Genomic DNA, 23,167 nt, shown 5'->3' with positions numbered 1-23,167 from the left:
GCCCGTGCGGTGTCTGACGTGCACCAATGTGCCGAGCGGGGTGGTGATCGGTCCATCGAGACTTTCTTAAGCGGGCCGACAGCGCAGCTTCACGCCTATGCTCCTCACCTGAGGGGGCAGGGCCGGCCCGGGCAGTGCCGGGGGCGGGGGAAAGGGGAGGTGAGGGGCGTGCCGAGTCTGCGCAGCAAGGCGTTGTCGGTGGCGCTGATCGCGGTGGGGCGTCGAAGACGGTACGCCGGTGCCGAGGCCGTGCGGGCCAAGGTGGCGGAGTCCGCCAGGAGGCCCGCGTCGCATCTGCCGCCGCGTTCACTGGGCCGCGTCGCGGAGGTCTCGCGGGCCTTCGTCGGGGCGTGGCCGGTCTACGACGTGTCGCCGCGGGGCGTCGAGCCCGCGGCGCAGGTGTTGTACGTCCACGGGGGCGCCTACGTGGGCGAGTTGGTCCGGCCCCACTGGTCGTTGGTCCGCACCCTGGTGACGCGGGCCCGGGCGCGGGTGGTCGTGCCGGCGTACATCCTGGCCCCGCGCGGGACCGCCGACCGGACCGTTCCGGTGGCCGCCGACCTGCTCAGCGGGTTGATCGAGAGCGGCGGCGCGGGCGGGACGGTGCTGATCGGGGACTGTGCGGGCGCCGGGATCGCCCTGGCCGCGGCCCAGCGCCTGCGGGAGCGCACGGGGGCGCAGCCGTCCCGGATCGTCCTGGTCTCGCCCTGGTTGGACCTGAGCGTGAGCCATCCCGGACAGGCGGCCGTCGAGCCGGGCGATCCGCTGCTGAGGCGGCCGGGGCTGGTCGAGGCCGGGCGCCTGTACGCGGGCACCCTCGCCGCCGACGACCCGAGGGTCAGCCCGCTGCACGGCGACCTCGCGGGGCTGGCTCCCCTGACGGTGTTCACCGGGACCCGGGACCTGCTGACCACCGACAGCCACGAGCTGCTCCGTCGGGCGCGGGACGCCGGCGTCGAGGTGGAGTTCCACGAGGCGGCGGGGCAGCCGCACGGCTACCCGTTCCAACGGGTGCCGGAGGGCCGGGCGGCCCGTGAGCGGATCGTGGCGTTGACCCGGGCGGTCGCCGCGCCGTGACGCCCCGGGCGGTGGGGGCGTGAGGGGCAGGTCTCGCACGGCCGGTCGTCCTCAGGCCACGCAGGTCATCAGCGAGCTGACCGGCCGGGCCCGGTAGGACGCCCAGAAGGCCTCGTCCCGTTCGGCGCAGGGGGGCGGGGTCCGCGCCGGCTGCCAGCCCGCGGTGGTGAACCCGGCCTCGACGGCAGCCTCGGCGAAGTCGGCGTGCGCCCATTCCCGGAACTCGACGTGCACGGGCGGCTCGGTGAGGAACTGGGCCCGTACCAGTGGCGCGTCCCCGTCGGGGTCGCGCGCCAGGACCCGGAGCCCGAACGGGGACCAGTCCACGCGAGGGAAGCCCCCGGCGTTCGGGACGATGGCCAGCAGTCGGCCGCCGGGCCGCAGGTTGGCGCGGATGGACCGGAACATGGAGTGCAGGGCGTGCCGGTCGGGTGCGTGGTTGAACAGGTAGAGGGCCGTGGCCAGGTCGAAGGGGCCCAGCTGCGGCATCGCGGCGGTTTCGGCGACGACGTACTCGATGGGCCCGCCCGGGCCGTCGTGGCGGGTCTCGCGGGCCCGTCGGATGCGTTCCGGGCAGTTGTCCACGCCCACGGTCCGCCGGGCCCCGCCGCTCGCGAGGAGCCGGGTGGTGCCGCCGTGTCCGCAGGCGAGGTCGAGGGTGTCGAGCCCGTGGACCCCGCCGAGGGCGTCCAGGGCGGTGCGCAGGGTGAAGGCGTCGGCCGCCGAGAAGGCGGTGGGGGGTGTCGGGCTGTCGTCCTGCTGTCGCATGTCCGCAAGCCTTCCCGGAGCGGGCCGGCGGAGGGTGCCGCACGCGGGTGCGTCCCCCGGACGAGGTTTCGGGTCGGTCCGTACGGCGTACGGGGCCGGGTCGTCGAACTCCCGCTTCCGGCGGGACCGTCAGTGCGCCGGGCCCGGGTCGACCGCAGCCGTCCGGAGGCGGGCCTCCTGCGAGGTGATCAGGTCGCGGGCACGGTCGCGCAGCCAGGTGTGCGCCGGGTCGGCGTCGTGGCGGGAGTGCCAGGCCATGCCGAACGGCAGCGTCGGCAGCTCCAGCGGCACCGGGAAGGTCTCCAGGCCCATCCCGTGGGCCAGCGGCGCGCCTTGCGTGGTGATCAGTCCGACCAGATCGGTGTCGCGGAGCACGAAGAGGGAGGCGGGGTAGGTGCCCATGCTGCCCCGTACCCGCCGGGTGAGGCCCTGTTCGGCGAGGGCGGCGTCCACGGGCCCCTGGAGCCGGCCCCGGCGGGAGACGATCAGGTGCTCGGCGGCGGCGAAGCGGCGTGCGGTCATCCGGCCGCGGAGCAGGGGGTGGCCCGCGCGGACGACCGCCACCATCCGCTCGTCGGCGAGGTGTTCGACGCGCACCTCGGGGGCGCGGCTGTCGATGACGGTGAGCTCCAGGTCGGCGACGCCCTCCCGCAGCGCCGGCACGTCGACGTGGCTTTCGGAGAGGAACCGCAGCCGTACTCCCGGCGCCTCGCTCGTCACCCGGGAGAAGAGGGCGGCGCCCGACACGGCCGTGAAGGCGTCGTTCGCGAGGATGGTGAAGGTGCGGGTCAGGGTCGCCGGATCGACCTGGCCGCCGGAGAGGAAGAGCGCGCGGGCCCGTTCGACGACGGCCCGCACCTCGCCGTGGACGGCGAGGGCGTGCGGGGTGGGCACCATGGTGCGTCCGGCGCGGACCAGGACCGGATCGCCGAGGGCCTTGCGGATGCGGCCGAGGGTGCGGCTCATGGCGGGCTCGGACAGGTGAAGACGGGCGGCCGCGCGGGACACGCTCGACTCCTCCAGAAGGACGTCCAGGGCCACGAGCAGGTTCAGGTCCATCCCGGATTGCGTCACACGCATTGATCCCTTGCACACGTTGCACTGGAAAGCAGGTCACGCCAAGCCTACGGTGAGCGGGGCGGACGATCCGCCCCCTTCAGGGCGGCCGGACCGCCCGAGCAGCACCCACCCCACACCGACCGACTCCAGGAGGAGCCGTGCTCCGCCATGCCCAGAAACCGTCCCGGGCCACAGCCGCCCCCGCCCTCACCCGCCCCGCCCTGCTCGTCCTGTGCGCGTGTGTGCTCGTCGCCCAGGGCATGGTCGCCGCCGTGAACCTGCTGATCCCGCAGCTCGCCGCCTCCACCCTGAGACCCACCCCCGACCAACTGCTGTGGGCGGTGGACGCGTACGTCATCGTCTTCGCGGCGCTGCTGATCCCGGCGGGGGCGCTCGGTGACCGCCACGGCCGCAAGGGGGCCCTGCTCGCCGGGCTCGGTCTGTTCGCCGCGGGCGGGGCGCTGAGCGCGCTCGCGGGGGATCCGGCCGTACTGATCGCCGGGCGCGGTCTGTGCGGGGCCGGCGCGGCGCTGATCATGCCGGCCACCATGTCCGTCCTGGTGCACCTGAGCCCGCCCGAGCGGCGCGGCCGGGCCCTGGCCACCTGGACGCTGTCCGCGGGCCTCGGGGGCCTGGCGGGCAACGTCGGCGGTGGTCTCGCGGGCGAGTTCCTGACCTGGCGGGCCCTGTTCTGGGCCGTGGTCCCGCTCGCCGCGCTGCTCGCGCTCGCGGTGGCCCGTACGGTTCCCCGCACGCCCTCCCGTCCGGACGCCTCCGTCGACCCCGTCGGTGCGCTGCTGCTGGCCGGGGCCCTGTTCGGGGTGGTCTACGGGATCATCGAGGGGCCCGGGCACGGCTGGGCGTCGGCGCGGGTCCTGTCCGCCTTCGGCGCGGGGGCGGTGCTGCTGGCGGCGTTCACACGGCACGCGTTGCGCGGCGCGCACCCGCTGCTGGACCCGCGGATCTTCGCCTCGCGGAAGCTGCGGGCCGGGACGCTGGGGATCGGGGCGGCGTTCTTCGGGCTGTTCGCGCTGTTCTTCGTCAACGCCCAGTACCTCCAGTACGCGAAGGGCTTCTCCCCCGCGCTCACCGGCCTGGCGATCGTGCCGCTGACCGTGGGCATGGCGCTGGTCCCCCGGCTGGGGGCGCGGCTCCAGGAGCGCACGGGGCCCCGGCTGCCGGTCGGCGTCGGGTTGGGCCTGATCGGGGCGGGGCTGCTGCTGGTGTCCACCGCCGACGCGGGCACCCCGTACGCGGTGTACGCCCTCCACCTGCTGGTGTTGTCGGTCGGTACGGGGCTGTGCGCGCCCTCGCTGACCTTGACGGTGGTCGCGGAGCTGCCCGCGCACCAGGCCGGGCTGGGGTCCGGGCTGAACACGGCGGCCCGGGAGATCGGCGCGGCCCTGGGCGTGGCGGTGGTGGGCACGGTGTTGGCCTCCCGCTTCCACGGCGATCCGCGGGACCCCGCGCAGGTGGTCGCCTTCACCGAAGCCATGGGGGTCGCGCTGCGCACCGTGTCGGTGGTCCTGTTGGTCGCGGCGGTCGCGGTGGTGGCCGGGTACCGGGAGCGGGCGCGGGGATGACCGCGCCGACGGGTGTGCGGGGGCGCCGGCTCGGGCGCATGCTGGCTGTGTGACGGCCAGACCGGACAGTGGCGCTCCCGCCACCGACGCCACGGCCCGGGTGCTCGCGCGGGCGGCCGTGGAGGCCATGGAGGCCGTCGGCGGGTACGCGGGTGGCGTCTACCTGCGCTCCGGCACGGAGGGGCTGCTGCGCATGGCCGCGCTGTGCGGGCTGCCCGGGCAGTTGTTCCGGCCGTGGTGGCGGATGCACATGAACCGGCCGTACCCGGTCGCGGAGGCCTACCGGTCAGGGCAGGCCGTCCACCTCTCCGACGCCGAGTCGGCGATGCGGCGCTTCCCCCAGCTGATGGCCGGGCTGCCGTACCCCTTCGCCTCGCTGTACGAGCCGGTGACCGCCGGCGGCGGCGAGCGGTTCGGGGTGCTGCTGGTACTGCGCCCCGCGACCCCCGGCGTGCCGGTCGACGCCGCCGATCGCAGGCGGCTGCGGCACACCGCGGACCGGCTCGCGACAAAGCTGGCCTCGCTCGCGGCGACCGGGGCGCGGATGCTGTGGGAGGACGACCCGGTGTCCGTGCCGGCGCCCTCGGCGACCGGCGACGACGCCCGGGAGGCCCTGGACCGGCTCACCCAGGCGGTGCTCTCGACGGACCGGCAGGGCCGGATCGTCTCCCTCAACCCGGCGGCCCGCACGATGCTCGGCCTCGACGACGGCTCCCGCGGGAAGGTGCTGTGGGAGGCCCTCCCCTGGCTCGGGCACCCGGCGTACGAGGACCACTTCCGTGCCGTGTTCCTGGCCTCGGACCCCGTGTACTTCCCGGCGCGACGCGGTCCCCATCCGTCCGGTGAGTGGCTCGCGGTCGGGCTCCATCCCGGGCCCGGCGGGGTGACCGTGACGATCGGCGCCGCGAAACCGCCCGCCTACGCGCCCGGGTCCGTGCAGCACCCCGGCGCCGGCCTGGCCGGCTCTCCGGCCGACCGGGCGTCCGCGCTGTACCGGCCGGTCGCCCTGGCGATCGCACTGACCGAGGCGATGACGGCCCGCCAGGTCTCGGCGGTGGTCACCGAGGAGTTGCTGCCGGCCTTCGGCGGGCGCCAGTTGGCGATCTACCTGCTCAACGAACGACATCTGCACCTGGCCTGGGAGACCGGCTTCCCCCAGGGTTTCCTCGACCGGTTCGACGGGGTCGGGCTGGACGTGCGGCTGCCCGGCGTGGAGACGCTGACCACGGGTCGGCCGATGTTCTTCGAGTCCATGCAGCACCTGGCCGCCGCGTACCCGGGGATCCCGCTGGACGCCGACGTGGGGGCCCGCGCCTTCCTCCCCCTGATCGCCTCCGGCCGGCCGGTGGGCTCCTGCATCCTCGGCTTCGACGTGCCGCGCGGCTTCAGCCCCGAGGAGCGCACGGTGCTCACGGCGCTGGCCGGACTGATCGCCCAGGCCCTGGAGCGGGCCCGACGCTACGACAGCGAGACCACGTTGGCCCGCGGGCTCCAGGCGGCGCTGCTCCCGCACCGGCTGCCGGTGCGCGACCACGTGGTGACGGTCGGCCGGTACCTGCCCGGCACCGCGGGGATGGACGTGGGCGGCGACTGGTACGACGTCGTCGAGACGGGCCCGGACATGCTGGCCCTGGTCATCGGCGACGTTCAGGGACACGGGGTGGCGGCCGCCGCGACCATGGGCCAACTGCGCAGCGCGGTACGGGCCTTCGCCCTGAGCGGCAACGACCCCGAACAGGTGATGCGGGGCACCAACCGGCTGCTGATCGACCTCGACCCGGGCCAGTTCGCCAGTTGCTGCTACGTGTTGATCGACCTGGTCTCGGGCCGGTCCCGCGCCGTCCGGGCGGGTCACCCGCAGCCGCTGCTGCGCGAACCCGACGGCCACACCTCCGTGTTGGACCTGCCGGGCGGGGTGGTGCTCGGCATCGACGCGGACGCCGGCTATCCGGTGACGGAACTGCGGCTCGCGGCGGGCTCGGTGCTCGCCCTGTACACCGACGGGCTGGTGGAGAAACCCGGCGTCGACATCGACGTGGGCGTGGAGCGGCTGCGGCTCGCGCTGGCCGCCGCCCGGCCGTCCCCGCTGACGGACATGGCCGACCGGCTGGTCAACGAAGTCGGGAACACCGACGACCGGCCCGACGACATCGCCCTGCTGCTGGCGTCCCGCACGGAGCCGCCCCGCTAGGTCGTCTCTTTCGGAACGTCGCCAAGGGCCGGGCTCAGGTGCGCAGAGGACCGGTCGCCGCGAGGGTGAAGGAGTGTCCGGCCGGGTCGCTGAAGAGCCGGGCGTCGCGCGGGCCGTCCTCCACGTCCACGTCCAGGGGCCGGGCTCCGAGCGAGACCGCTTCCCGCTCGGCCTCGTCCAGGTCCTCGGCGGCGACCTGGATCCGCAGGTGTGCCTGTTGGGAGTCCTCGGGGCGCGGCCAGCTCGGCGGCGCGTGACCGAGGTCCCTGCGGATGGCCAGGTGCACGCCGGGGCCGCCGACGACCTCGACCATGTCCAGGCCCACCCCGGCCCGCACTTCGGCGCCGAGGAGATCGGCGTAGAAGTGCGCCAGGCCTTCCGGCTCGGCGCAGTCCAATACGAGAACGCTCGTCTTCTTGACCGTCATGGGCCGCGCTTACCCCCAGTAGCCGCCCGTACGCGGGGCTCGGGGTCGTTCTCGTCCCGGATCGGCAAAGCGGAGGAAAAGTCGAGACGATCACCCTGCGGTTCCCGCACCACTCGTTCGCTCAACGTTTACGCGGCCTTAACACCTCATCCGGGGTCCGGGGCGGCGCCGCGACGATGGAATCCGCAGGTGAACAGCTCTTGACCTGCGGATCTCGCGGGGATTGCATGACGGCCCGGGAGCCACCGAACCACCTTGCTCACCACCGCCTCGGAGGCGATACCGCTCCCGCGCTCACTCACCGCATCTGCCGATCGGAACACCGCACCGATGTCTGACACGATCAGCGCACCCCAGGCCCTCGCCCCCGCCACCGGGCCCGTTCCCCAGAAGCTCAAGCGTTCCATCGGCGTCGTCGGCGGAACCCTGCTCACCCTCTCGTGCGTGACGCCCGCCTCGACGCTCTTCGTCGTCGTGCCCGACCTGTTCGCCGATCTCGGCACCTGGGCCGCCCTGACCATCGCCATCGGCTCGCTGCTCTGCGTCGGCGTGGCGTTCTGCTACTCGGAACTGGGCACCCTCATCCCCAGCGCCGGCGGCGAGTACGCGATGGTGTCCACCCTGGCGGGCCGCCTCGCCGGGTGGCTCGTGTTCGTGCTGTCCCTGCTCGTGGTGATGATCGTGCCGCCCGTGATCGCGATGGGCACGGCCGACTACCTCGCACCGGTGATCGACGTACCGGCGCCGGTCGCGGGCGCCGGCGTGATGCTGCTCGCCACCCTCGCCGGACTGCTCGACCTGCGGGCCAACGCCTGGATCACCGGCATCTTCCTGGTCCTCGAAGTGATCGCCGCCGCGCTGGTGGCCGTACTCGGCTTCGCCCACAGCGAGCGCGGCGCCGACGTGCTGGTGCACGGCGCCGTCGCCACCGACAACGGGGGCACCTCCCCCGTCACCGCGATGATGGTGGTCTCGGGGCTGGCCATCGCCCTGTTCATCACACAAGGCTTCTCCACGGCCGTCTACCTCTCGGAGGAGTTGGAGAACCCGCGCCGCAACGTCCCGCGGACCGTGCTCGCCACCCTCGCCATCTCCACCGCCGTCATCCTGATCCCGGTCATCGCCATCACCATGGGCGCCCCCGACCTGGCCGTCCTGACCTCCGGGGACATCGGCTCGATGGTCACCGCCTGGTCCAACTCGGCCGTCGGCACCTTCGTGAGCCTGTGCGTCGCCCTCGCGATCGTCAACGCGGGCATCGTGATGGTCATCCAGAACTCCCGGGTGCTCTTCGCCTCCGCCCGTGACAAGGCCTGGCCCGAGCCGGTCAACAACGCGCTGTCGCGCCTCGGCCGCTTCGGCTCCCCGTGGGTGGCCACGCTGCTGGTCGGCGTTCCGGGCGCGGCCATGTGCTTCGTCAACCTCGACACCCTGTACGGGGTCACCGGCGTCTCGGTCACCGGCATGTACCTGCTGGTCGCGGTCGCCGCGCTGTACAGCCGGCGCGGGGCGCACGGGTCGTCGGCGGCCTGGCGGATGCCGCTGTGGCCGGCCGTGCCGGTGGTGCTGATCGCCGTGTTCGCGTACATCCTGACCCAGCAGGAGACCCAGTACCTGGTGTGGACGGGCGGCATCACCGCCGTCGCCACCCTGTACTGGGCGCTGTACCTGCGCCCGCGCCAGGACAGCCGCTGGCTGGTCAGCATTCCGGATGACGGCGAGGAGGCCGCCGCCGAGGAGGCCGCCGCCGAGGAGGCCGCCGCCTGAGGGCGACGCCACCGCCGTCCCGCACCCTCCCCCCTCACGACAGCCGACCCGGCGCCCGCCGGGTCGGCTTCGTCGTACCCACATTGCGGGCGTGTTGCGGGCGTCGCCGAGCGCCGGCGCGAACGGGTCCGGGGTGTCTATGCTCCGCGGCATGGCCGTCACGCCGCGCGTTCCGCCGCGCCCCTGTTGTCGTCGCTGACGCCTGCCCGCACGCCCGCCCCGCCGCGCCGTCGCGCGCGCCCGGCACCCCCTCCGGTACCTCCGTGCCGATTCCGTTTCCCGCGCCGTTCCCTTCCGAGGAGCACGTCCGCCATGAGCACCCCCCTGACCCTCGCCGTCACCGTCGACCAGGTCCACGCCCGCCCCGAGGAGTTCACCGTCGTCGACGTCCGCACGCCGGGCGAGTACGCCTCCGGTCACCTGCCGGGCGCGACCAACATCCCGTTCGACCGGATCGCGGACTCCCTGCCCGAGCTGCGGAAGGCCGCCGAACTCGCCGAGGGCTCCGGCGGGGCGCTGCTGCTGGTCTGCGCCTCCGGAGCCCGGTCGCGGAACGCGGCCCGCACCCTGGCCGGTCGCGGCGTCACCGCCGCCGGCCTGACCGGTGGGACCGGCGCCTGGTCCGCCGCCGGATACGCCCTGGAGTACCCCGCCGAGGGCCGTCGGGCCGTGTGGGCCATGGAACGGCAGGTGCGGATCACCGCCGGCACGCTCGTCCTGCTGGGGCTGGCCCTGGGCACCTTCGCGCACCCGGCGTTCCTGCTCCTGAGCACCGCGGTGGCGGGTGGGCTGGTGTTCTCCGCGCTGACCGACACCTGCGCGATGGCGTCGGTGCTGGGAAGGCTGCCGTTCAATCGGCGCCGGTGACCCGTTCCGGGCCCCTCGCCCGCGTCGTCCCTGCCACCCCACCCCCCGTCCCACTTCCCGGAACGCCCGCGTCCACGATACGGACCGCGCTTGTCCCGGGCGGTCGAACCCCGACAGGATGCGGCCATGGCCCCCCTTCTCGTCTCGCGTCGTCACGTGGATCTGCTGCGCGTGTCGACCATGCTCTGTCGGGCCGACTCCTCCCGTACGCGCGGCTGTTGATCCGCCGCTCCTGACACCGTACGAATGACCGCGCGCCGCCCGGCGCGCCGCGATCCGCGTCCCCGTCCGCCCTCGTGCGGCCCCGGCGCGCCGCTCTCGCACCCACCCGGGCGTCTTCACCCCCTTCCCGTTCGCCCCTGACTCCCTTCTGCCCGTGTACACGTGCCACCGCCGGGCGGTGGCAGGTGCCGCGCTGCCCCGACGAGGTTTCACCGTGCCCGAGAACCCCCTTCTGCTCCACTGGTTCCTGCCCACCGGCGGGGACGGCCGCGATCCCGGCGGGGTGACCTCCGTCCAGGGCCGCACCGGGGCGGCCACCCGCCGACCGGCCGACGTCCCCTACCTGGCGCAGGTGGCCCGAGCCGCCGAGCAGGCCGGCTTCCACTCGCTCCTGACGCCGGTGGGACTCGGCTGCGTCGATCCCTGGATCCTCACCTCCGCGCTGTCCCGGCACACGGACCGGATCGGGTTCCTCGTCGCGTTCCGGGCGGGCCTGGCCTCCCCCACGCTGATCGCGCAACAGGCCGACGCCTTCCGCCGGTTCGCAGACGGCCGGCTCGGCCTGAACGTGGTGACCGGCGGCGATCCCGCCGAACAGCGGGCCTACGGGGATCACTTGGAGCACGACGCCCGCTACGCGCGCACCGACGAGGTGATGGCGGTGCTCCGGGACCTGCTGGACGGCAAACAGGTGGACCACCACGGGACACACCTGCGGATCGAGGGGGCCCGGCTCACGGATCCGGCGACGCACCACCACGTCCCGCTGTACTTCGGCGGAGCCTCGGCCGCCGCGGAGGACATCGGCGCCCGCCGGGCCGACGTCCAACTGCTCTGGGGCGAACCGCCCGCCGCCGTCGCGGCACGCGTGAGCCGGCTCCGGGAACGGGCCCGCGCCGCGGGTCGCACCCTGCGCTTCGGGCTGCGGCTGCACGTCATCAGCCGGGATTCCGCGGCCGAGGCCTGGGCGGAGGCAGACCGGATCCTCGCCGGGTTGGACCCGGAGGCCGTGCGGGCCAGTCAGGAACGGTTCGCGACCATGGACTCCGTCGGGCAGGCCCGGATGACCGCGCTGCACGGCGGGGCCGCGGACGCCGCGCGACTGACCGTGTCGCCGAACCTGTGGGCGGGCATCGGCCTGGTCCGCGAGGGCGCCGGCACCGCGCTGGTCGGCTCGCACGACGAGGTGGCCGCACGGCTCGCCGAGTACCGGGCCCTGGGGATCGACGAGTTCATCCTGTCCGGGTACCCCCACCTGGAGGAGGCCTTCCGGGTCGGCGAAGAGGTGGCACCGCGACTGCGGGCCCTGATCGGGACGGCGGTCTCGCCGTGAGCACCCTGCTGACCGCCCCGACCGGCCGGCTCCCCTCCCCCGACGCGGACCCGACCGTCGCCGCCGGGCGCCGGCACCGGTTCCGCGAGGCATCGCGGCGCGGCACCCTGCGGCTCGTGTCGCTGATCGTGCTGGTCGGGATCTGGCAGGCGGTGGTCGCCGCCGAGGTGTGGCCCCGGGTGCTCGTCCCCTCGCCCGGCGACGTGTGGCGGCAGTTCGTGCTCGCCTCCACCACGCACGACGGGGTGCGCGGCCACGGCGGCCACTTCCTGATCGAACACCTCGGGGTGAGCCTGGGCCGGATCGGCACCGGCGCCGGGTACGCCGTGCTGGTCGGGGTGCCGCTCGGGCTGCTGATCGGCGTGGTCCGGCCGCTGGCCGTCGCACTGGAACCGGTGGTGACGTTCCTGCGGACCCTGCCCCCGCTCGCGTACCTGTCGCTGCTGGTGATCTGGTTCGGCATCGACGAGGCCCCGAAGATCTGGTTGCTGGTGATCGCCGCCCTGCCGCCGATCGCCGCCGCCACCGCCGCGGCCGTTCGCACCGTGCCCGATCAACTCGTCGAGGCCGCCCGCGCCTTGGGCTCGGGTCCGGTGCACCTGCTGCTGTCGGTGCGCCTTCCCGCCGCGCTGCCGGAGATCCTCACCGGCATCCGGATCGCGGTGGGCGTGGCGTACACCTCCGTCGTCGCCGCGGAGACCATCAACGGGACTCCGGGCATCGGCGGCATGATCCGCGACGCGCAGCGCTACAACCAGACCGCGCTGGTGATCGCGGGCATCCTCGCCATCGGGCTGTCCGGGATCGTGCTGGACGCCCTGTTGCGGGGCGTCGAGCGGGTCGGCGTGCCCTGGCGCGGTCACACCTGAGTGGTCCGCACCCGCCACGGACGCCACCTCATCTCACCGCAGTTCACCCCGCCCCTCACCGCACCGCCGGCCAGACCACCACTCACACCACTCACACCGGAGCACAACCATGAGCGGATTCCTCTCGCGCCGCACCGTCCTGCTGGCCGCCGCCGTCACCCTGACCGCCGCCGGCGCCACGGCCTGCGGGGGCGACGGCGCCACCTCGGACGGTGCGGGGCGCACCACCGTACGGATCGCCTACCAGTCGATACCCAACGCCGACCTCGTCGTGAAGAACCAGCGACTGCTGGAGAAGGCCCTCCCCGAGGCCGACGTGAAATGGGTGAAGTTCGAATCGGGAGGTGATGTCAACACCGCTGTCCTCGCGGGGGCCGTGGACCTCGGCCTGGCGGGCTCCAGTCCCGTCACCAAGGGGCTGTCGGCGCCGCTGAACATCCCGTACAAGGTGGTGTGGATCCACGACCTGATCGGTGACAACGAGGCCCTCGTCGCCAAGCCCGGGATCGGCTCGGTGAAGGACCTGGTCGGGAAGAAGGTCGCCACCCCCTACGGCTCCACCTCGCACTACTCCCTGCTCGCCGCGCTGACCGCCGCCGGAGTCGAACCGTCGTCCGTCAAGACCGTCGACCTCCAGCCGCAGGACACGCTGGCGGCGTGGAAGCGCGGGGACATCGACGCCGCGTACGTGTGGACGCCCACGCTCGGCGAACTGGCCAAGGACGGAAAGGTGTTGATCACCAGCCGGCAGGTCGCGCAACAGGGCAAGCCGACGGCCGACCTCGGGGTCGTGACCAACGACTTCGCCGCCAGGCACCCGGAGGTGGTGACCGCCTGGCTGAAGGCCCAGGACCAGGCGGTCGCCCAGGCGCGCACCGCACCCGACCAGGCCGCCAAGTCGATCGGCGCGGAACTCGGACTGCCGACGGACGAGGCGAAGCGCCAGTTGTCGGAACTGGTGCTGCTGAGTGCGAAGGAGCAGACCGGGCCCGAGTACCTGGGCACGCCCGGCGCCCCCGGCAAGCTGGCCGGGCACCTGCACGACGCCGCGGTGTTCCTGAAGGGGCAGAAGGCGGTGGACGCGGTTCCGGACGAGGCCGTGTTCGGGCGGGCGCTCGCGGTGGAGGAGCTCGGCCGTGCCGCGCACTGACGCGCCCCCGGCCGTGGAGCTGGCCGGGGTGTCGGTCCGCTACGGTCCGGCGAAGCAGCGGGTCACGGCGGTCGAGGGGGTGGACCTGCGGATCCGCGCGGGCGAGTTCGTCGTCCTGGTGGGCCCCTCCGGCTGCGGCAAGACGACCCTGCTGCGGGTGGCGGCCGGCTTCGAACGCCCGGCGACGGGAACGGCCCTGGTCCGGGGCGGCGCCCCGGAGCCCGGCCGGGGCGCGGGCGTGGTGTTCCAGCAGCCGCGGCTGTTCCCGTGGCGCACCGTCGGCGGGAACCTCGGCTTCGCCCTGGCCCGACACGGGGTCCCGCGCGCGGAGCGGCCCGCCAGGATCGCCGAGCTGCTGGAGCGGGTGGGCCTGCCGGGCCTCGCGGGCCGGCGTACGTGGGAGCTGTCGGGCGGCCAACAGCAGCGGGTGGCGATCGCCCGGGCGCTGGCGGCGGAGCCGGAACTACTGCTGATGGACGAGCCGTTCGCCGCGTTGGACGCGCTGACCCGGGAGCGGCTCCAGGAGGAGGTGCGGACGCTGGCGGCCCGCCTCGGCACGACGGTGCTGTTCGTGACCCACTCGGCGGAGGAGGCCGTCCTGTTGGGCTCCCGCGTCCTGGTGATGGAGGCGGGTCCCGGCCGGGTGGTGGCGGAACTCCCGGTCCCGCTCGACCGCGCACCCACCACCGACGTCGCCGCGCTGCGCTCCTCGGCGGAGTTCGCCCACCTGCGCGGCCGGCTCACGGAGGCCATGCGTCGCCCGTGACCGGCCGCGGCAGCCGGCCGGGCGGGGCCGCGCACCTCACCGCCCGTCCCCGCCGCGCCCACCGGTCCGTGACACGCGTCGTACCGACCGCCCTTCCCGGTCAGTCCGACGCCGGGTCGCGGCTCAGCGTGAGCGCGGTGTTCACCAGGCCGACGTGACTGAACGCCTGCGGAAAATTGCCCAGTTGGCGGCCGGCGACGGGGTCGTACTCCTCCGCGAGCAGACCCACGTCGTTGCGCACGGACAGCAGCATCTCGAAGAGTTGCCGCGCCTCCTTGCCCCGGCCGGTCATGTGCAGGGCGTCGGCCAGCCAGAACGAGCAGGCCAGGAAGGCCCCTTCGTCGCCGGGCAGACCGTCCACGGAGGGGCCCTCGGTGCTGTAGCGGCGGACCAGGCCACTGCGACCGAGTTCCTCCCGGACGGCGTCGACGGTACCGATCACGCGCGGGTCGTCGGGGGGCAGGAACCCCACGCGGGGAATCAGCAGGGTCGCGGCGTCCAGCTCGCGCGACCCGTAGTACTGGGTGAAGGTGTTGCGCTCCGGGTCGAAGGCCTTCTCGCACACGTCGGCGTGCACGTCGTCCCTTATGGCCCGCCAGCGCTCCAGGTCGCCCGGCATCGACGGATCCGCCTCCAGCGTCCGCACCGCCCGATCGGCGGCCACCCAGGCCATCACCTTGGAGTGCGTGAAGTGTCGGCGCGGACCGCGCACTTCCCAGAGCCCCTCGTCCGGGCGGCGCCAGTTGCGCTCCAGGAAGTCGAGCAGCGCGAGTTGGATCTGCCAGGCGTGCGCCTCCTTGGCCAGCCCGGTGGACCGGGCCAGGTACAGGGAGTCGATGACCTCGCCGTACACGTCGAGCTGGAGCTGGTCGACGGCCGCGTTGCCGACGCGGACGGGGGCGGACTCGGCGTACCCGCGCAGCCACGGCAGGTCGAACTCCGGGATCCGCCGCTCGCCCGCGATTCCGTACATGATCTGCAGGTCGGCGGGGTCGCCGGCGACGGCCCGCAGCAGCCACCTGCGCCACTCGCGGGCCTCTTCCTTGAACCCGGTCGCGATGAGGGAGCCGAGGGTGAGGGTGGAGTCGCGCAGCCAGCAGTAGCGGTAGTCCCAGTTGCGGACCCCGCCGAGTTCCTCGGGCAGTGAGGTGGTGGCGGCCGCGACGATCCCTCCGGTGGGGGCGTACGTGAGGGCCTTGAGGGTGATCAGCGAGCGGATCACGGCCTCTTTGTGGGGGCCGTCGTAGGTGCACTGGGAGGCCCACTGCGCCCAGTCGACGAGCGCGTGTTCCAGCGCCTGGTACGGGTCGACCTGCTCGGGGCGCGGCTCGTGGGAGGGGTGCCAGGTCAGCACGAAGGCGACCTTCTCCCCGGCGGAGACGGTGAACTCCGAAAGGGTGGTGTTCTGCTCGCCCCAGGTCCGAACGGGCGGTTCGCTGCGGAACCAGACGGAGTCGGGACCGGCGACGGCGACCCGGTCCCCTGCGGAGCGTCGCACCCACGGGACGACGTGCCCGTAGTCGAAGCGCAGCCGCAGGGTGCTGCGCACGGTGACCTCACCGGACAGGCATTCGACGATCCGCATCACGTCCGGCGCGGTGTCGCGCTGCGGCATGAAGTCGACGACCTTGATCGTGCCGTCCTCGGTCTCCCAGAGGGACTCCAGGACCAACGAACCGTCGATGTAGGCCCGGCGCGTGCACCGCTCCCCGTCGGCGGCGCCCTCCGGGGCGATGCGCCAGTGGCCGTTGTCCTTCTCGCCGAGGAGGGCGGCGAAGCAGGCGGCCGAGTCGAAGCGCGGCAGGCACAGCCAGTCGATGGACCCGTCTCGGCCGACCAGTCCACTGGTCATCAGGTCGCCGATGAGTGCGTAGTCTTCGATGGGTTGTGTCATTTGTGCGCTCTTCCCCCGAATACCCGGGGCCAATCAGACCGGCCCCGGGACACCCTCTTGCGCGCGGGTTTTCGGTGTCTTTCACCCCGCGCCGGGCGGGATCCTCGACACGACCCGGGCCGCCTCCCGCGGGTCTCGCTAGCCGCGCACCAGCAGCAACACGCCGCCGAGCACCACGCCGAGGGCGAGGGCGAGCGCGCCGTGGGCCGCGCGGTTCTCGCGCAGTACGGGGAGGAAGCGGTCGGCCGCGTACCGGCCGGGGCCGGTCAGCGCGAGGGCCGCGGCGCCGACGGTCAGGAGCAGTTCGTACTCGACGCCTTCCGGGGCGAAGAACGAGCCGACTCCGTGGACGGCGATCGCGTTGATCATGGTGCCGACGAGGGCGGCGCCGGCGAGCGGGGTGAGCAGGCCGACGGCGAGGCCGAGGCCTCCGAGGGTCTCGGTGAGTCCGGCCAGGACGGCCATGGCGTCCCCGGCCGGGTAGCCGCTCGCGGTGAAGAACTCGCCGGTGCCGCCGATGCCGCCCCCGCCGAACCAGCCGAACAGCTTCTGGCTGCCGTGGGCGGCCATGGTGAGGCCGAGGACGACGCGCAGGAGCAGCAGGCCGGCGTCGATGCCGGAGGTGGTGGAGTGGGGGGCGGCCGGTGCGGCGGCCGGAGCCTTCGTCGTGGTGGCGGAGGCGCTGGTCATGGGGGTTCCTTCCGGTCGAGTCGGTCCGAGTCGGTAGTTCAAATTCGAACCGGCGGTCCCGACCCTAACCATTGATTCAAATTCGAACAACCCGTGTACCCTGTGACCATGGCTGAAACGAGATGGCTGGACGACCGCGAGATGCGGGCCTGGGACGGCTTCCTGGCCGCCTCCGCCCTGGTGAACCGGCGCCTCGACCAGCAGCTCAAGGACGACTCCGGGCTCTCCCACCCCCAGTACGAGATCCTCGTTCGCCTGGCGGCGGCCCCGGATCGCGAGCTGCGCATGACCGAGCTGGCCAACGGACTGATCAACTCCAAGAGCGGGCTGACCTACCAGGTCACCCAGATGGAGAAGGCCGGGCTGGTCCGCCGCCGCAGCTGCCCCTCCGACGTGCGCGGGGTCTTCGCCGTCCTCACCGACGCGGGCAGCGCCCGGTTGGACGCGGCGGCGCCGGGCCACGTGGCCGCCGTCCGGGAGGCGCTCATCGACGTGCTCACGCCCGACCAGCTCGACGCCCTCGCCGCCGGCCTCGGCGAGGTCACCCGCCGACTGCGGGAACAAGGCGCCTGAGGTACGGCCGTCCGAGGAGCAGCGCGCCCGGGAACGGGCCGCCGACCGAGGGTTCCCGCCCGCACGGGGTAGAGGAGTGGCATGGACGGAAAAGTCTGGCTCACCATCGCCGTGGTCGTCGCCGTCGGGCTGGCGGCCCTGGCCGCCGTACTGCTCGTGCGGGTGTTCAAGGCGCGGAGGCTGCTGGTCGACGCGGGGATCCCGCTGCGGGACAAGGCCCTGTTCTGGGTGGCCGTCGCCTACACGATCTCGCCCGTGGACCTGATCCCGGACCCCGTGTACCTCGACGACATCGGGGTCCTCCTGCTGGCCCTGCGTTCCCTGCAGGCGGCGGCGACCGCGGCCCGCGGCGCCGGCAAGGCACCGGACCGCGCCCTGCCCTGAGCCGACCGCCACCGCCCCGCCCCCTCAACGGACCGCCGCCCCTGCCGCCCCCGGGACCACTCGCGTACCGGCCAGTGAAACGATGGCCCCACCCAGGCACGCCGGCCCGAACGCCGCGCGCCCCGGGGCCGAGAGTCGGGCCCGGCAGGACAGGAAGCGGCCCCATGAAACCTCTCGGCCCCGGTGACCCGATCCGACTCGGCCCCTACCGCGTCATCGGCGTCCTCGGCGAAGGCGGCATGGGCAAGGTCTACTTCGGCCGCGACCACACCGGCGCCACCGCCGCCGTGAAGGTGCTGCTGCCCGAACTGGCGCACGACCAGAACCTCGTGCAGCGCTTCCTGCGCGAGGCCCACACCGCGCGGGCGGTCACCGGCGCCGGAGTCGCCCGGGTCCTGGGCGCCGAGAGCGAGGGCAACCGCCCCTGGATCGCGACCGAGTTCCTCTCCGGCCCCACCCTCGACGAGGCGGTACGCGCGTACGGCCCGTTCGACGCCTCCGGGGTGCGCGCGCTGGCCGCCTCGCTGGCCGACACCCTGCGCGACATCCACGCGGCGGGACTGGTCCACCGCGACCTGAAGCCGGCCAACATCGTGCTCACCTCGACCGGGCCGCGGGTCATCGACTTCGGCATCGCCCGCCCCGAGCACGGCCTGACGCTCACCACCACCGGCCAGGTGCCCGTCACCCCCGGGTACGGCGCCCCCGAGCAGGTCCTGGGGCAGCGCGTGGGCCCGGCGGCGGACGTCTTCTCGCTGGGCGCGGTCCTCGTGTACGCGGCCACCGGGCAACGCGCCTTCGACGGGACGCACGTGGCCGCCGTGCAGTACGAGGTGGTCCACGGGGAAGCCCGCCTGTCCACCGTGCCCGACGAACTGCGCGCGCTGATCGCCCCCTGCCTCGCCAAGGATCCGGGGCCGCGCCCCACGCCCGAGCGGATCGCCGGGGCCTTCGCACCCCCGCGCGGGGCGGACCGGGCCTGGCGCAAGGGGCCGCTCGCCGACGACATCGCCCGCCGGCGGGCGGAGGCGGAGCGCCAGGCCGCGCCGGAGGGGGCCACGGTCACCGACGGGCCCTCGCGGCGCCGGTTCCTGCGCACCTCCATCGGCGCGGGCGGGTTGCTGGCCGTGTCGGGCGGCGCCGCCGGGGTCTGGTGGTCGATGCGCGAGGAGACCCCGAAGGGTCCGCCCCGGAACGGAATCGCCCACCGGGCGGCCCTGTTGGACCGTCCCGCCAAGGTGCCGGGCCGGGCGCCGAAACCCCTGTGGGGCCCTCTGCCGGTGGCGGCGGAACAGGCGGACGGCGCGCCGACCACACCCCTGTCCCTGGTCGACGTGGTGATGTTCGCGGGCAGGGACGGCGGTCTGGTCGCCCATCTCGCCAGGACCGGCGAGGAGAAGTGGCGGCTGCCCGACATCGCTCCGGGGGCCGGTCTCCTGGCGATGACGGAGCGTCTGTTCCTCGCGGCGGACGCGGGCGGCGCGCTGCGCGTCCACAACGCCTCGACCAGCGCGTCGGAGTGGTCGCTCCCCGCGGCCGAGGTGACCCGCCTCCTCGCGTTCGACGGCGAGGCCGTGTACGTGGTGACCCAGGACAACCGACTGCGGGCGATCGACACCGGGCTGCGCACCGTCCGCTGGACCGTTCCGCTGCCGACCCTCGCCCTGCTCGGGTCCGGCCCCAAGGCCGCGGCCGCCCGCAACAAGCTCGTGCTGTCCGGTGCCAACGGGAACGCGTGGGCCTTCGAGTGCTTCCAGGGCGCCGTCATCTGGGAGGCCAAGGGCCGGGCGGGTTCCGCCGTCGAACCGCTCATCGTCACCCACAAGCGCCCGGAGACCATCACGGAGTCCGTCTTCCTGGGCGGGCCGACCCTGACGGTCCGCGACCTCGTCGGCGGCCGGGACACCTGGTCCGACGCCGCGGCCGCGGCCCCCGTGGACGGCGCCGGCGGCTGGGGACCACCGGTGAGCGACGGCGACGCCGTGATCGGCGTGAAGGACGACACCCTGGTCAGGCTCGACTCCGAAAGGATGCTGGTCCTCGGGTACGGCGCGGTCGGACCCGGTCCGCTGCCGCACGTACGCCCCGTGATCCAGGGCCGGACCGTGTGGGTGGTCCTGGCGGAGGGGAAGGGCGTCGCCGCGCACTCGACCACCGAGGGCACCCGCTTCTGGAGCTGGTCCACCAACTCGCGCGGGCCCTGGGCGATGTCAGGCGCCGAGAACCGCGTCTTCCTCGTCAACGACGGGAAGATCACGGCCATGCCCTCCGTCGGATGACCCCGGGGCCCCGACGGCCCGTCCCACCCGATTCCCCCGCTCCCCCGACCACCGCTTAGGCTCGGTGGGCCATCAGCCGACCCCGGGGGACCTCGCGCATGGAACGCCTACGTCAGGACGACCCCTCACACGTCGGGCCGTACGTGATCCTGGCGCGGCTGGACGCCGAATCCGCGGAACGCGGCCTGCCCGAGCGCCGGTTCCTCGCCCGTACCGCCGACGGCCGACGGACCGTCCTGCTGTGTCTGCCGCGCGTCGGCGCCGACCCGTCCCGGTGGGCGGTCGAGGCCGAGGGCGCACGGCGCCTCCGCGCGCCGCGTCTGCTCCCCGTCACGGAGGTCGGCGGCGCCGCCGGATCCCCCTGGTCCACCGCCCCCTACACGCCCGTGCTGCCCCTCCCGGCCGCGCTCGCCGCGTACGGCGGGCCGCTGCCCGAAGACCTCGTGCGCCGACTGGGCGCCGACCTCGCCGAGGGCCTGGCGGACCTGCACGACCGAGGGTTCACCCACGCCGGGCTGTCGCCGGCGGCCGTCCTCCTCACGGCGGACGGACCGCTGTTGACCTGTGTCGGCGCCGTACGGGCCGCCGCCCCCGACGGCACGCGTCGCTCCGGGCTGCCCGGCCTCGACCCGGGCTGTCTGGCCCTGGAGCAGGCCTCCGGCGGGCGGCCCACACCGCTGGGCGACCTCTTCGCGCTCGGCGCCGTACTGGCCTACGCCTCGACGGGCCACACCGTGCCCGAGCAGAGCGAACTGCCGCCGGCATTGCGGCGGTTGATCGGATCCTGTCTCGCGTCGGCGCCCGCCGACCGGCCGCGGTCGGCGCGGGAACTGCTCCACGGGCTCACCGCGCACGCCGCCGACGCCCCGCCCGGCGCGCCGGCCCCGGCTCCGGCCGGTCCGTCCGCCCTGCCGGGCCGGGTCGTCGCCGCGCTAGCCGCCCAGTCCGCCGGACTCCTGGCGGCCGAACTGCCTTCCGCCGAGCCCACCCTCCCCCCGCCGTTCCCGACGGTCACCCAGAAGGTGCACTGACCCCGATGCCCGCCACCCCGGCCGACCGTTCCCCCCTCGCGCCGCTCACCCACGACGATCCCCCGCACCTCGGCGACCACCGGCTGCTCGCCCGGCTCGGCAGCGGCGGCATGGGCACCGTCTACCTGGCCCGTTCGCCGCGCGGCCGGACGGTGGCGCTGAAGACCGTGCACGCCAGGATCGCCGCCGACCCGGCCTTCCGTACCCGTTTCCGACTGGAGGCGGACGCGGCCCGGGTCATGGGCGGCAAGTACGGCGCGGCCGTCTTCGCGGCCGACGCGCTGGCGACGACGCCCTGGCTGGCCACCGAGTACGTCATCGGCCCGCAGCTCGACGAGGCCGTCCGGCTCGGCGGACCGCTGTCCGAGGTGTGCGTCCGGAACCTGGGCGCCGATCTCGCCCTGGGGCTCGGCCAGTTGCACCGCTCCGACGTGGTGCACCGGGACCTCAAACCGTCCAACGTCATGATCACGGCCGAGGGGCCCAAGGTCATCGACTTCGGCATCGCGCGGGCCCTCGGGGACGAGCGACTCACGCGCGTCGGCGCGGCCACCGGCACCCCGGCGTTCATGTCCCCGGAGCAGGCCGGCGGACTCGACCACACGCCGGCGGGCGACGTGTTCGCGCTGGCGGGCGTACTGGTCTTCGCGGCGGCCGGGCACGGCCCGTTCGGCGGCGGTCAGGCCGCGGACCTGCTGTACCGGGTGCGCTACGCGGAACCGGACCTGACCGGCGTCCCCGAGGCACTGCTGCCGCTGCTCGCACGCTGCCTGGACAAGGATCCCGCCGGACGGCCCACGACGGCCGAGCTGGCCCGGTGGCTCGCCCCCGCGGGCGGTGTCTTCGCCGACGGGCTCGCGCCCGCCGTGCTGGCCGACATCGCCCGGCGCGGCGCGGCCGTCTGGGAGGAGCCGCCAGCCCGACTCCCGTCATCCGCCTCGGACTTCTCGACGGAGCCGCCGACCGTCGCACCGCCGGGCGGCACGTCCCGCCGCGGACTGCTCGCGTGGGGCGGCGCGGCCGCCGGCACCGCCCTCGCCGGCGGCGGGCTGTGGGCCTGGCTCGCGAGCCGCGGAGAGGGGGCGGAGACGGCCGAACCTCCGCTGCCCGGGGGGCCTTCGGCGCTGTGGGCGAAGGAGATCGCGCACACGAGCCGCCGCGCGGGACCGACCCGTGCCGGGGACGTTCTCGTACATCCCGGCGGATCGGCCGTCACCGGCATCAACGTGAAGACGGGCAGGTACGACTGGTCCGAGGACGTCGAGGACGCCACACGGGTGGCGGTCGACGGCAAGGCCACCTACATCCTGCGCATGTCGACCGACCCGGACAAGGCCCTCGCCCTCGTCGCCGTCCCGCGGGCGGTCGACGACAAGAAGCCGCCCGTCCTGACGCTCTCCGCCTTCGACGGCGGCGAGCCGAGGAACCAACTGCTCTGCGTGCGCGACGGCACGGCCTACTTCCACGCGAAGGCCGTGTCGGGCGACGCGTGGTTCCTGCTGGCCGCGAACCTGGCGACCGGAAAGGAGCTGTGGCGCGAGCCGGCGCAGGCGCCTTCCGGAAAGTACGACAGGGTCTACCTCCTCGCCGATCTCACGAAGGGCGGGCTGCTGGTGTGCGGGAAGACGCAGGCCATGAACGGCCTGACGCTGACCCTGCGCGACCCGGCCACCGGAAGGCGGCGGTGGGAGAAGACCCTGATCGTCCCGGGTAAGCCGCCCTACGGGTTCACGGCGGACGACGAGCACGTCTACTTCGGCGCCGACGCCCTCCAGGCCGTGCGGCTGACCGACGGAAGCGTGGCGTGGTCCTTCGGCGCGGACCGCGACCTCGGGAACAACGCCCAGGGGCAACGTCGTTACGGGATTCCCGCGGTCCGGAACGGGGTCGTCTACGCCGCGGAGGGCGGACGCGGGCTCGTCGGCGTGGACGCGCGCACCGGCGCCGGGAAGTGGGCGGAGAAGACCCGGAAGGACACCCTCACCACGGGGGAGGCCGCACCGGTGGTGGGCGCCGCGTACGTGTACGACATCGACACGATCGGGCTGCGGGCCGTCGAGCTGGGCACGGGACGCCCCGCCTGGCGGTACACGTGCACGGCCGTGAGCCTCTCCGCGGACCCGGACGGCGAACTGCTCTACGGCCTGGAGGCGGGCAAGACGATCGCCCTGCCGATGTCCTAGACCCCGGCCCCGTCCCGGTCCCGGCGCCTGCTCCGGTCCCGGCCCCGTCGTCGG

General features: G+C 74.1%; 19 protein-coding genes. 14 read left to right on the top strand and 5 right to left on the bottom strand.

Annotated elements, in window-relative coordinates; all coding sequences use genetic code 11:
• The first annotated feature begins 168 nt into the window (after nt 1-168).
• Nucleotides 169-1,077: an alpha/beta hydrolase gene (locus OG906_RS29850; RefSeq protein WP_329447196.1), complete on the top strand. Its 909-nt coding sequence runs from the start codon at nt 169-171 to the stop codon at nt 1,075-1,077.
• A 51-nt stretch (nt 1,078-1,128) separates the two neighbouring features.
• On the opposite strand, the gene OG906_RS29845 is transcribed toward OG906_RS29850, so the two are convergent.
• Nucleotides 1,129-1,845, bottom strand: a complete 717-nt coding sequence (locus tag OG906_RS29845) for a class I SAM-dependent methyltransferase (RefSeq protein WP_329447195.1) — start codon at nt 1,843-1,845, stop codon at nt 1,129-1,131.
• Nucleotides 1,846-1,974: 129 nt separating this feature from the next.
• Nucleotides 1,975-2,925: a LysR family transcriptional regulator gene (locus tag OG906_RS29840; protein WP_329447194.1), complete on the bottom strand. Its 951-nt coding sequence runs from the start codon at nt 2,923-2,925 to the stop codon at nt 1,975-1,977.
• Nucleotides 2,926-3,062: 137 nt separating this feature from the next.
• Here OG906_RS29840 and OG906_RS29835 point away from each other — a divergent pair, with 137 nt between their 5' ends.
• Complete coding sequence (locus OG906_RS29835; protein ID WP_329447193.1) at nt 3,063-4,487, top strand: MFS transporter; 1,425 nt, start codon at nt 3,063-3,065, stop codon at nt 4,485-4,487.
• 49 nt (nt 4,488-4,536) lie between these two features.
• The gene (locus OG906_RS29830) at nt 4,537-6,678 is read left to right on the top strand and encodes a SpoIIE family protein phosphatase (RefSeq protein ID WP_329447192.1); all 2,142 of its coding nucleotides are present in this window, start codon (nt 4,537-4,539) and stop codon (nt 6,676-6,678) included.
• Nucleotides 6,679-6,712: 34 nt separating this feature from the next.
• Here OG906_RS29830 and OG906_RS29825 read toward each other — a convergent pair whose 3' ends face one another.
• Entirely contained in the window at nt 6,713-7,105 is a 393-nt protein-coding gene (locus tag OG906_RS29825) for a VOC family protein (RefSeq protein ID WP_266953483.1), read from the bottom strand.
• Nucleotides 7,106-7,435: 330 nt separating this feature from the next.
• Here OG906_RS29825 and OG906_RS29820 point away from each other — a divergent pair, with 330 nt between their 5' ends.
• From OG906_RS29820 to OG906_RS29795, 6 genes are all read left to right on the top strand, one after another.
• Complete coding sequence (locus OG906_RS29820; RefSeq protein ID WP_329447191.1) at nt 7,436-8,872, top strand: APC family permease; 1,437 nt, start codon at nt 7,436-7,438, stop codon at nt 8,870-8,872.
• 312 nt (nt 8,873-9,184) lie between these two features.
• Nucleotides 9,185-9,739 carry a rhodanese-like domain-containing protein gene (locus OG906_RS29815; RefSeq protein WP_329447190.1) on the top strand — a complete coding sequence of 185 codons (555 nt, stop codon included), beginning with the start codon at nt 9,185-9,187 and terminating at the stop codon, nt 9,737-9,739.
• A 436-nt stretch (nt 9,740-10,175) separates the two neighbouring features.
• The gene (locus OG906_RS29810; RefSeq protein WP_329447189.1) at nt 10,176-11,294 is read left to right on the top strand and encodes an LLM class flavin-dependent oxidoreductase; all 1,119 of its coding nucleotides are present in this window, start codon (nt 10,176-10,178) and stop codon (nt 11,292-11,294) included.
• 5 nt (nt 11,295-11,299) lie between these two features.
• Nucleotides 11,300-12,163 carry an ABC transporter permease gene (locus OG906_RS29805; protein WP_443067472.1) on the top strand — a complete coding sequence of 288 codons (864 nt, stop codon included), beginning with the start codon at nt 11,300-11,302 and terminating at the stop codon, nt 12,161-12,163.
• A gap of 109 nt (nt 12,164-12,272) precedes the next feature.
• Complete coding sequence (locus tag OG906_RS29800; protein ID WP_329447188.1) at nt 12,273-13,313, top strand: taurine ABC transporter substrate-binding protein; 1,041 nt, start codon at nt 12,273-12,275, stop codon at nt 13,311-13,313.
• Nucleotides 13,300-14,079 carry an ABC transporter ATP-binding protein gene (locus OG906_RS29795; protein WP_329447187.1) on the top strand — a complete coding sequence of 260 codons (780 nt, stop codon included), beginning with the start codon at nt 13,300-13,302 and terminating at the stop codon, nt 14,077-14,079. Before OG906_RS29800 ends, OG906_RS29795 begins: the two co-directional genes overlap by 14 nt.
• Before the next feature lie 100 nt (nt 14,080-14,179).
• Here OG906_RS29795 and OG906_RS29790 read toward each other — a convergent pair whose 3' ends face one another.
• Nucleotides 14,180-15,973 carry a glycoside hydrolase family 15 protein gene (locus tag OG906_RS29790; protein ID WP_329447186.1) on the bottom strand — a complete coding sequence of 598 codons (1,794 nt, stop codon included), beginning with the start codon at nt 15,971-15,973 and terminating at the stop codon, nt 14,180-14,182.
• 138 nt (nt 15,974-16,111) lie between these two features.
• Complete coding sequence (locus tag OG906_RS29785; RefSeq protein WP_329447185.1) at nt 16,112-16,663, bottom strand: DoxX family protein; 552 nt, start codon at nt 16,661-16,663, stop codon at nt 16,112-16,114.
• Between the two features lie 108 nt (nt 16,664-16,771).
• On the opposite strand from OG906_RS29785, the gene OG906_RS29780 reads away from it, so the two are divergent.
• The 5 genes from OG906_RS29780 (at nt 16,772) to OG906_RS29760 (ending at nt 23,113) form a co-directional block, all read left to right on the top strand.
• A complete protein-coding gene (locus OG906_RS29780) occupies nt 16,772-17,236 on the top strand; it encodes a MarR family winged helix-turn-helix transcriptional regulator (protein ID WP_267803426.1) in 465 nt (154 codons plus the stop codon).
• An 81-nt stretch (nt 17,237-17,317) separates the two neighbouring features.
• On the top strand, nt 17,318-17,620 hold the full coding sequence (locus OG906_RS29775) for a YkvA family protein (RefSeq protein ID WP_329447184.1): 303 nt from the start codon (nt 17,318-17,320) through the stop codon (nt 17,618-17,620).
• A 164-nt stretch (nt 17,621-17,784) separates the two neighbouring features.
• Nucleotides 17,785-19,899, top strand: coding sequence for a protein kinase domain-containing protein (locus tag OG906_RS29770; protein WP_329447183.1), 2,115 nt, complete (start codon nt 17,785-17,787; stop codon nt 19,897-19,899).
• Between the two features lie 98 nt (nt 19,900-19,997).
• Entirely contained in the window at nt 19,998-20,930 is a 933-nt protein-coding gene (locus OG906_RS29765) for a serine/threonine protein kinase (protein ID WP_329447182.1), read from the top strand.
• A 5-nt stretch (nt 20,931-20,935) separates the two neighbouring features.
• On the top strand, nt 20,936-23,113 hold the full coding sequence (locus tag OG906_RS29760) for a protein kinase domain-containing protein (RefSeq protein WP_329447181.1): 2,178 nt from the start codon (nt 20,936-20,938) through the stop codon (nt 23,111-23,113).
• Nucleotides 23,114-23,167: the final 54 nt, after the last annotated feature.

Origin of the sequence: Streptomyces sp. NBC_01426, from assembly GCF_036231985.1 — a bacterium.
Lineage (GTDB): Bacteria > Actinomycetota > Actinomycetes > Streptomycetales > Streptomycetaceae > Streptomyces.
Note: the sequence above shows the minus strand (reverse complement) of the source record. Positions and strands in the feature narration are given on the sequence as shown.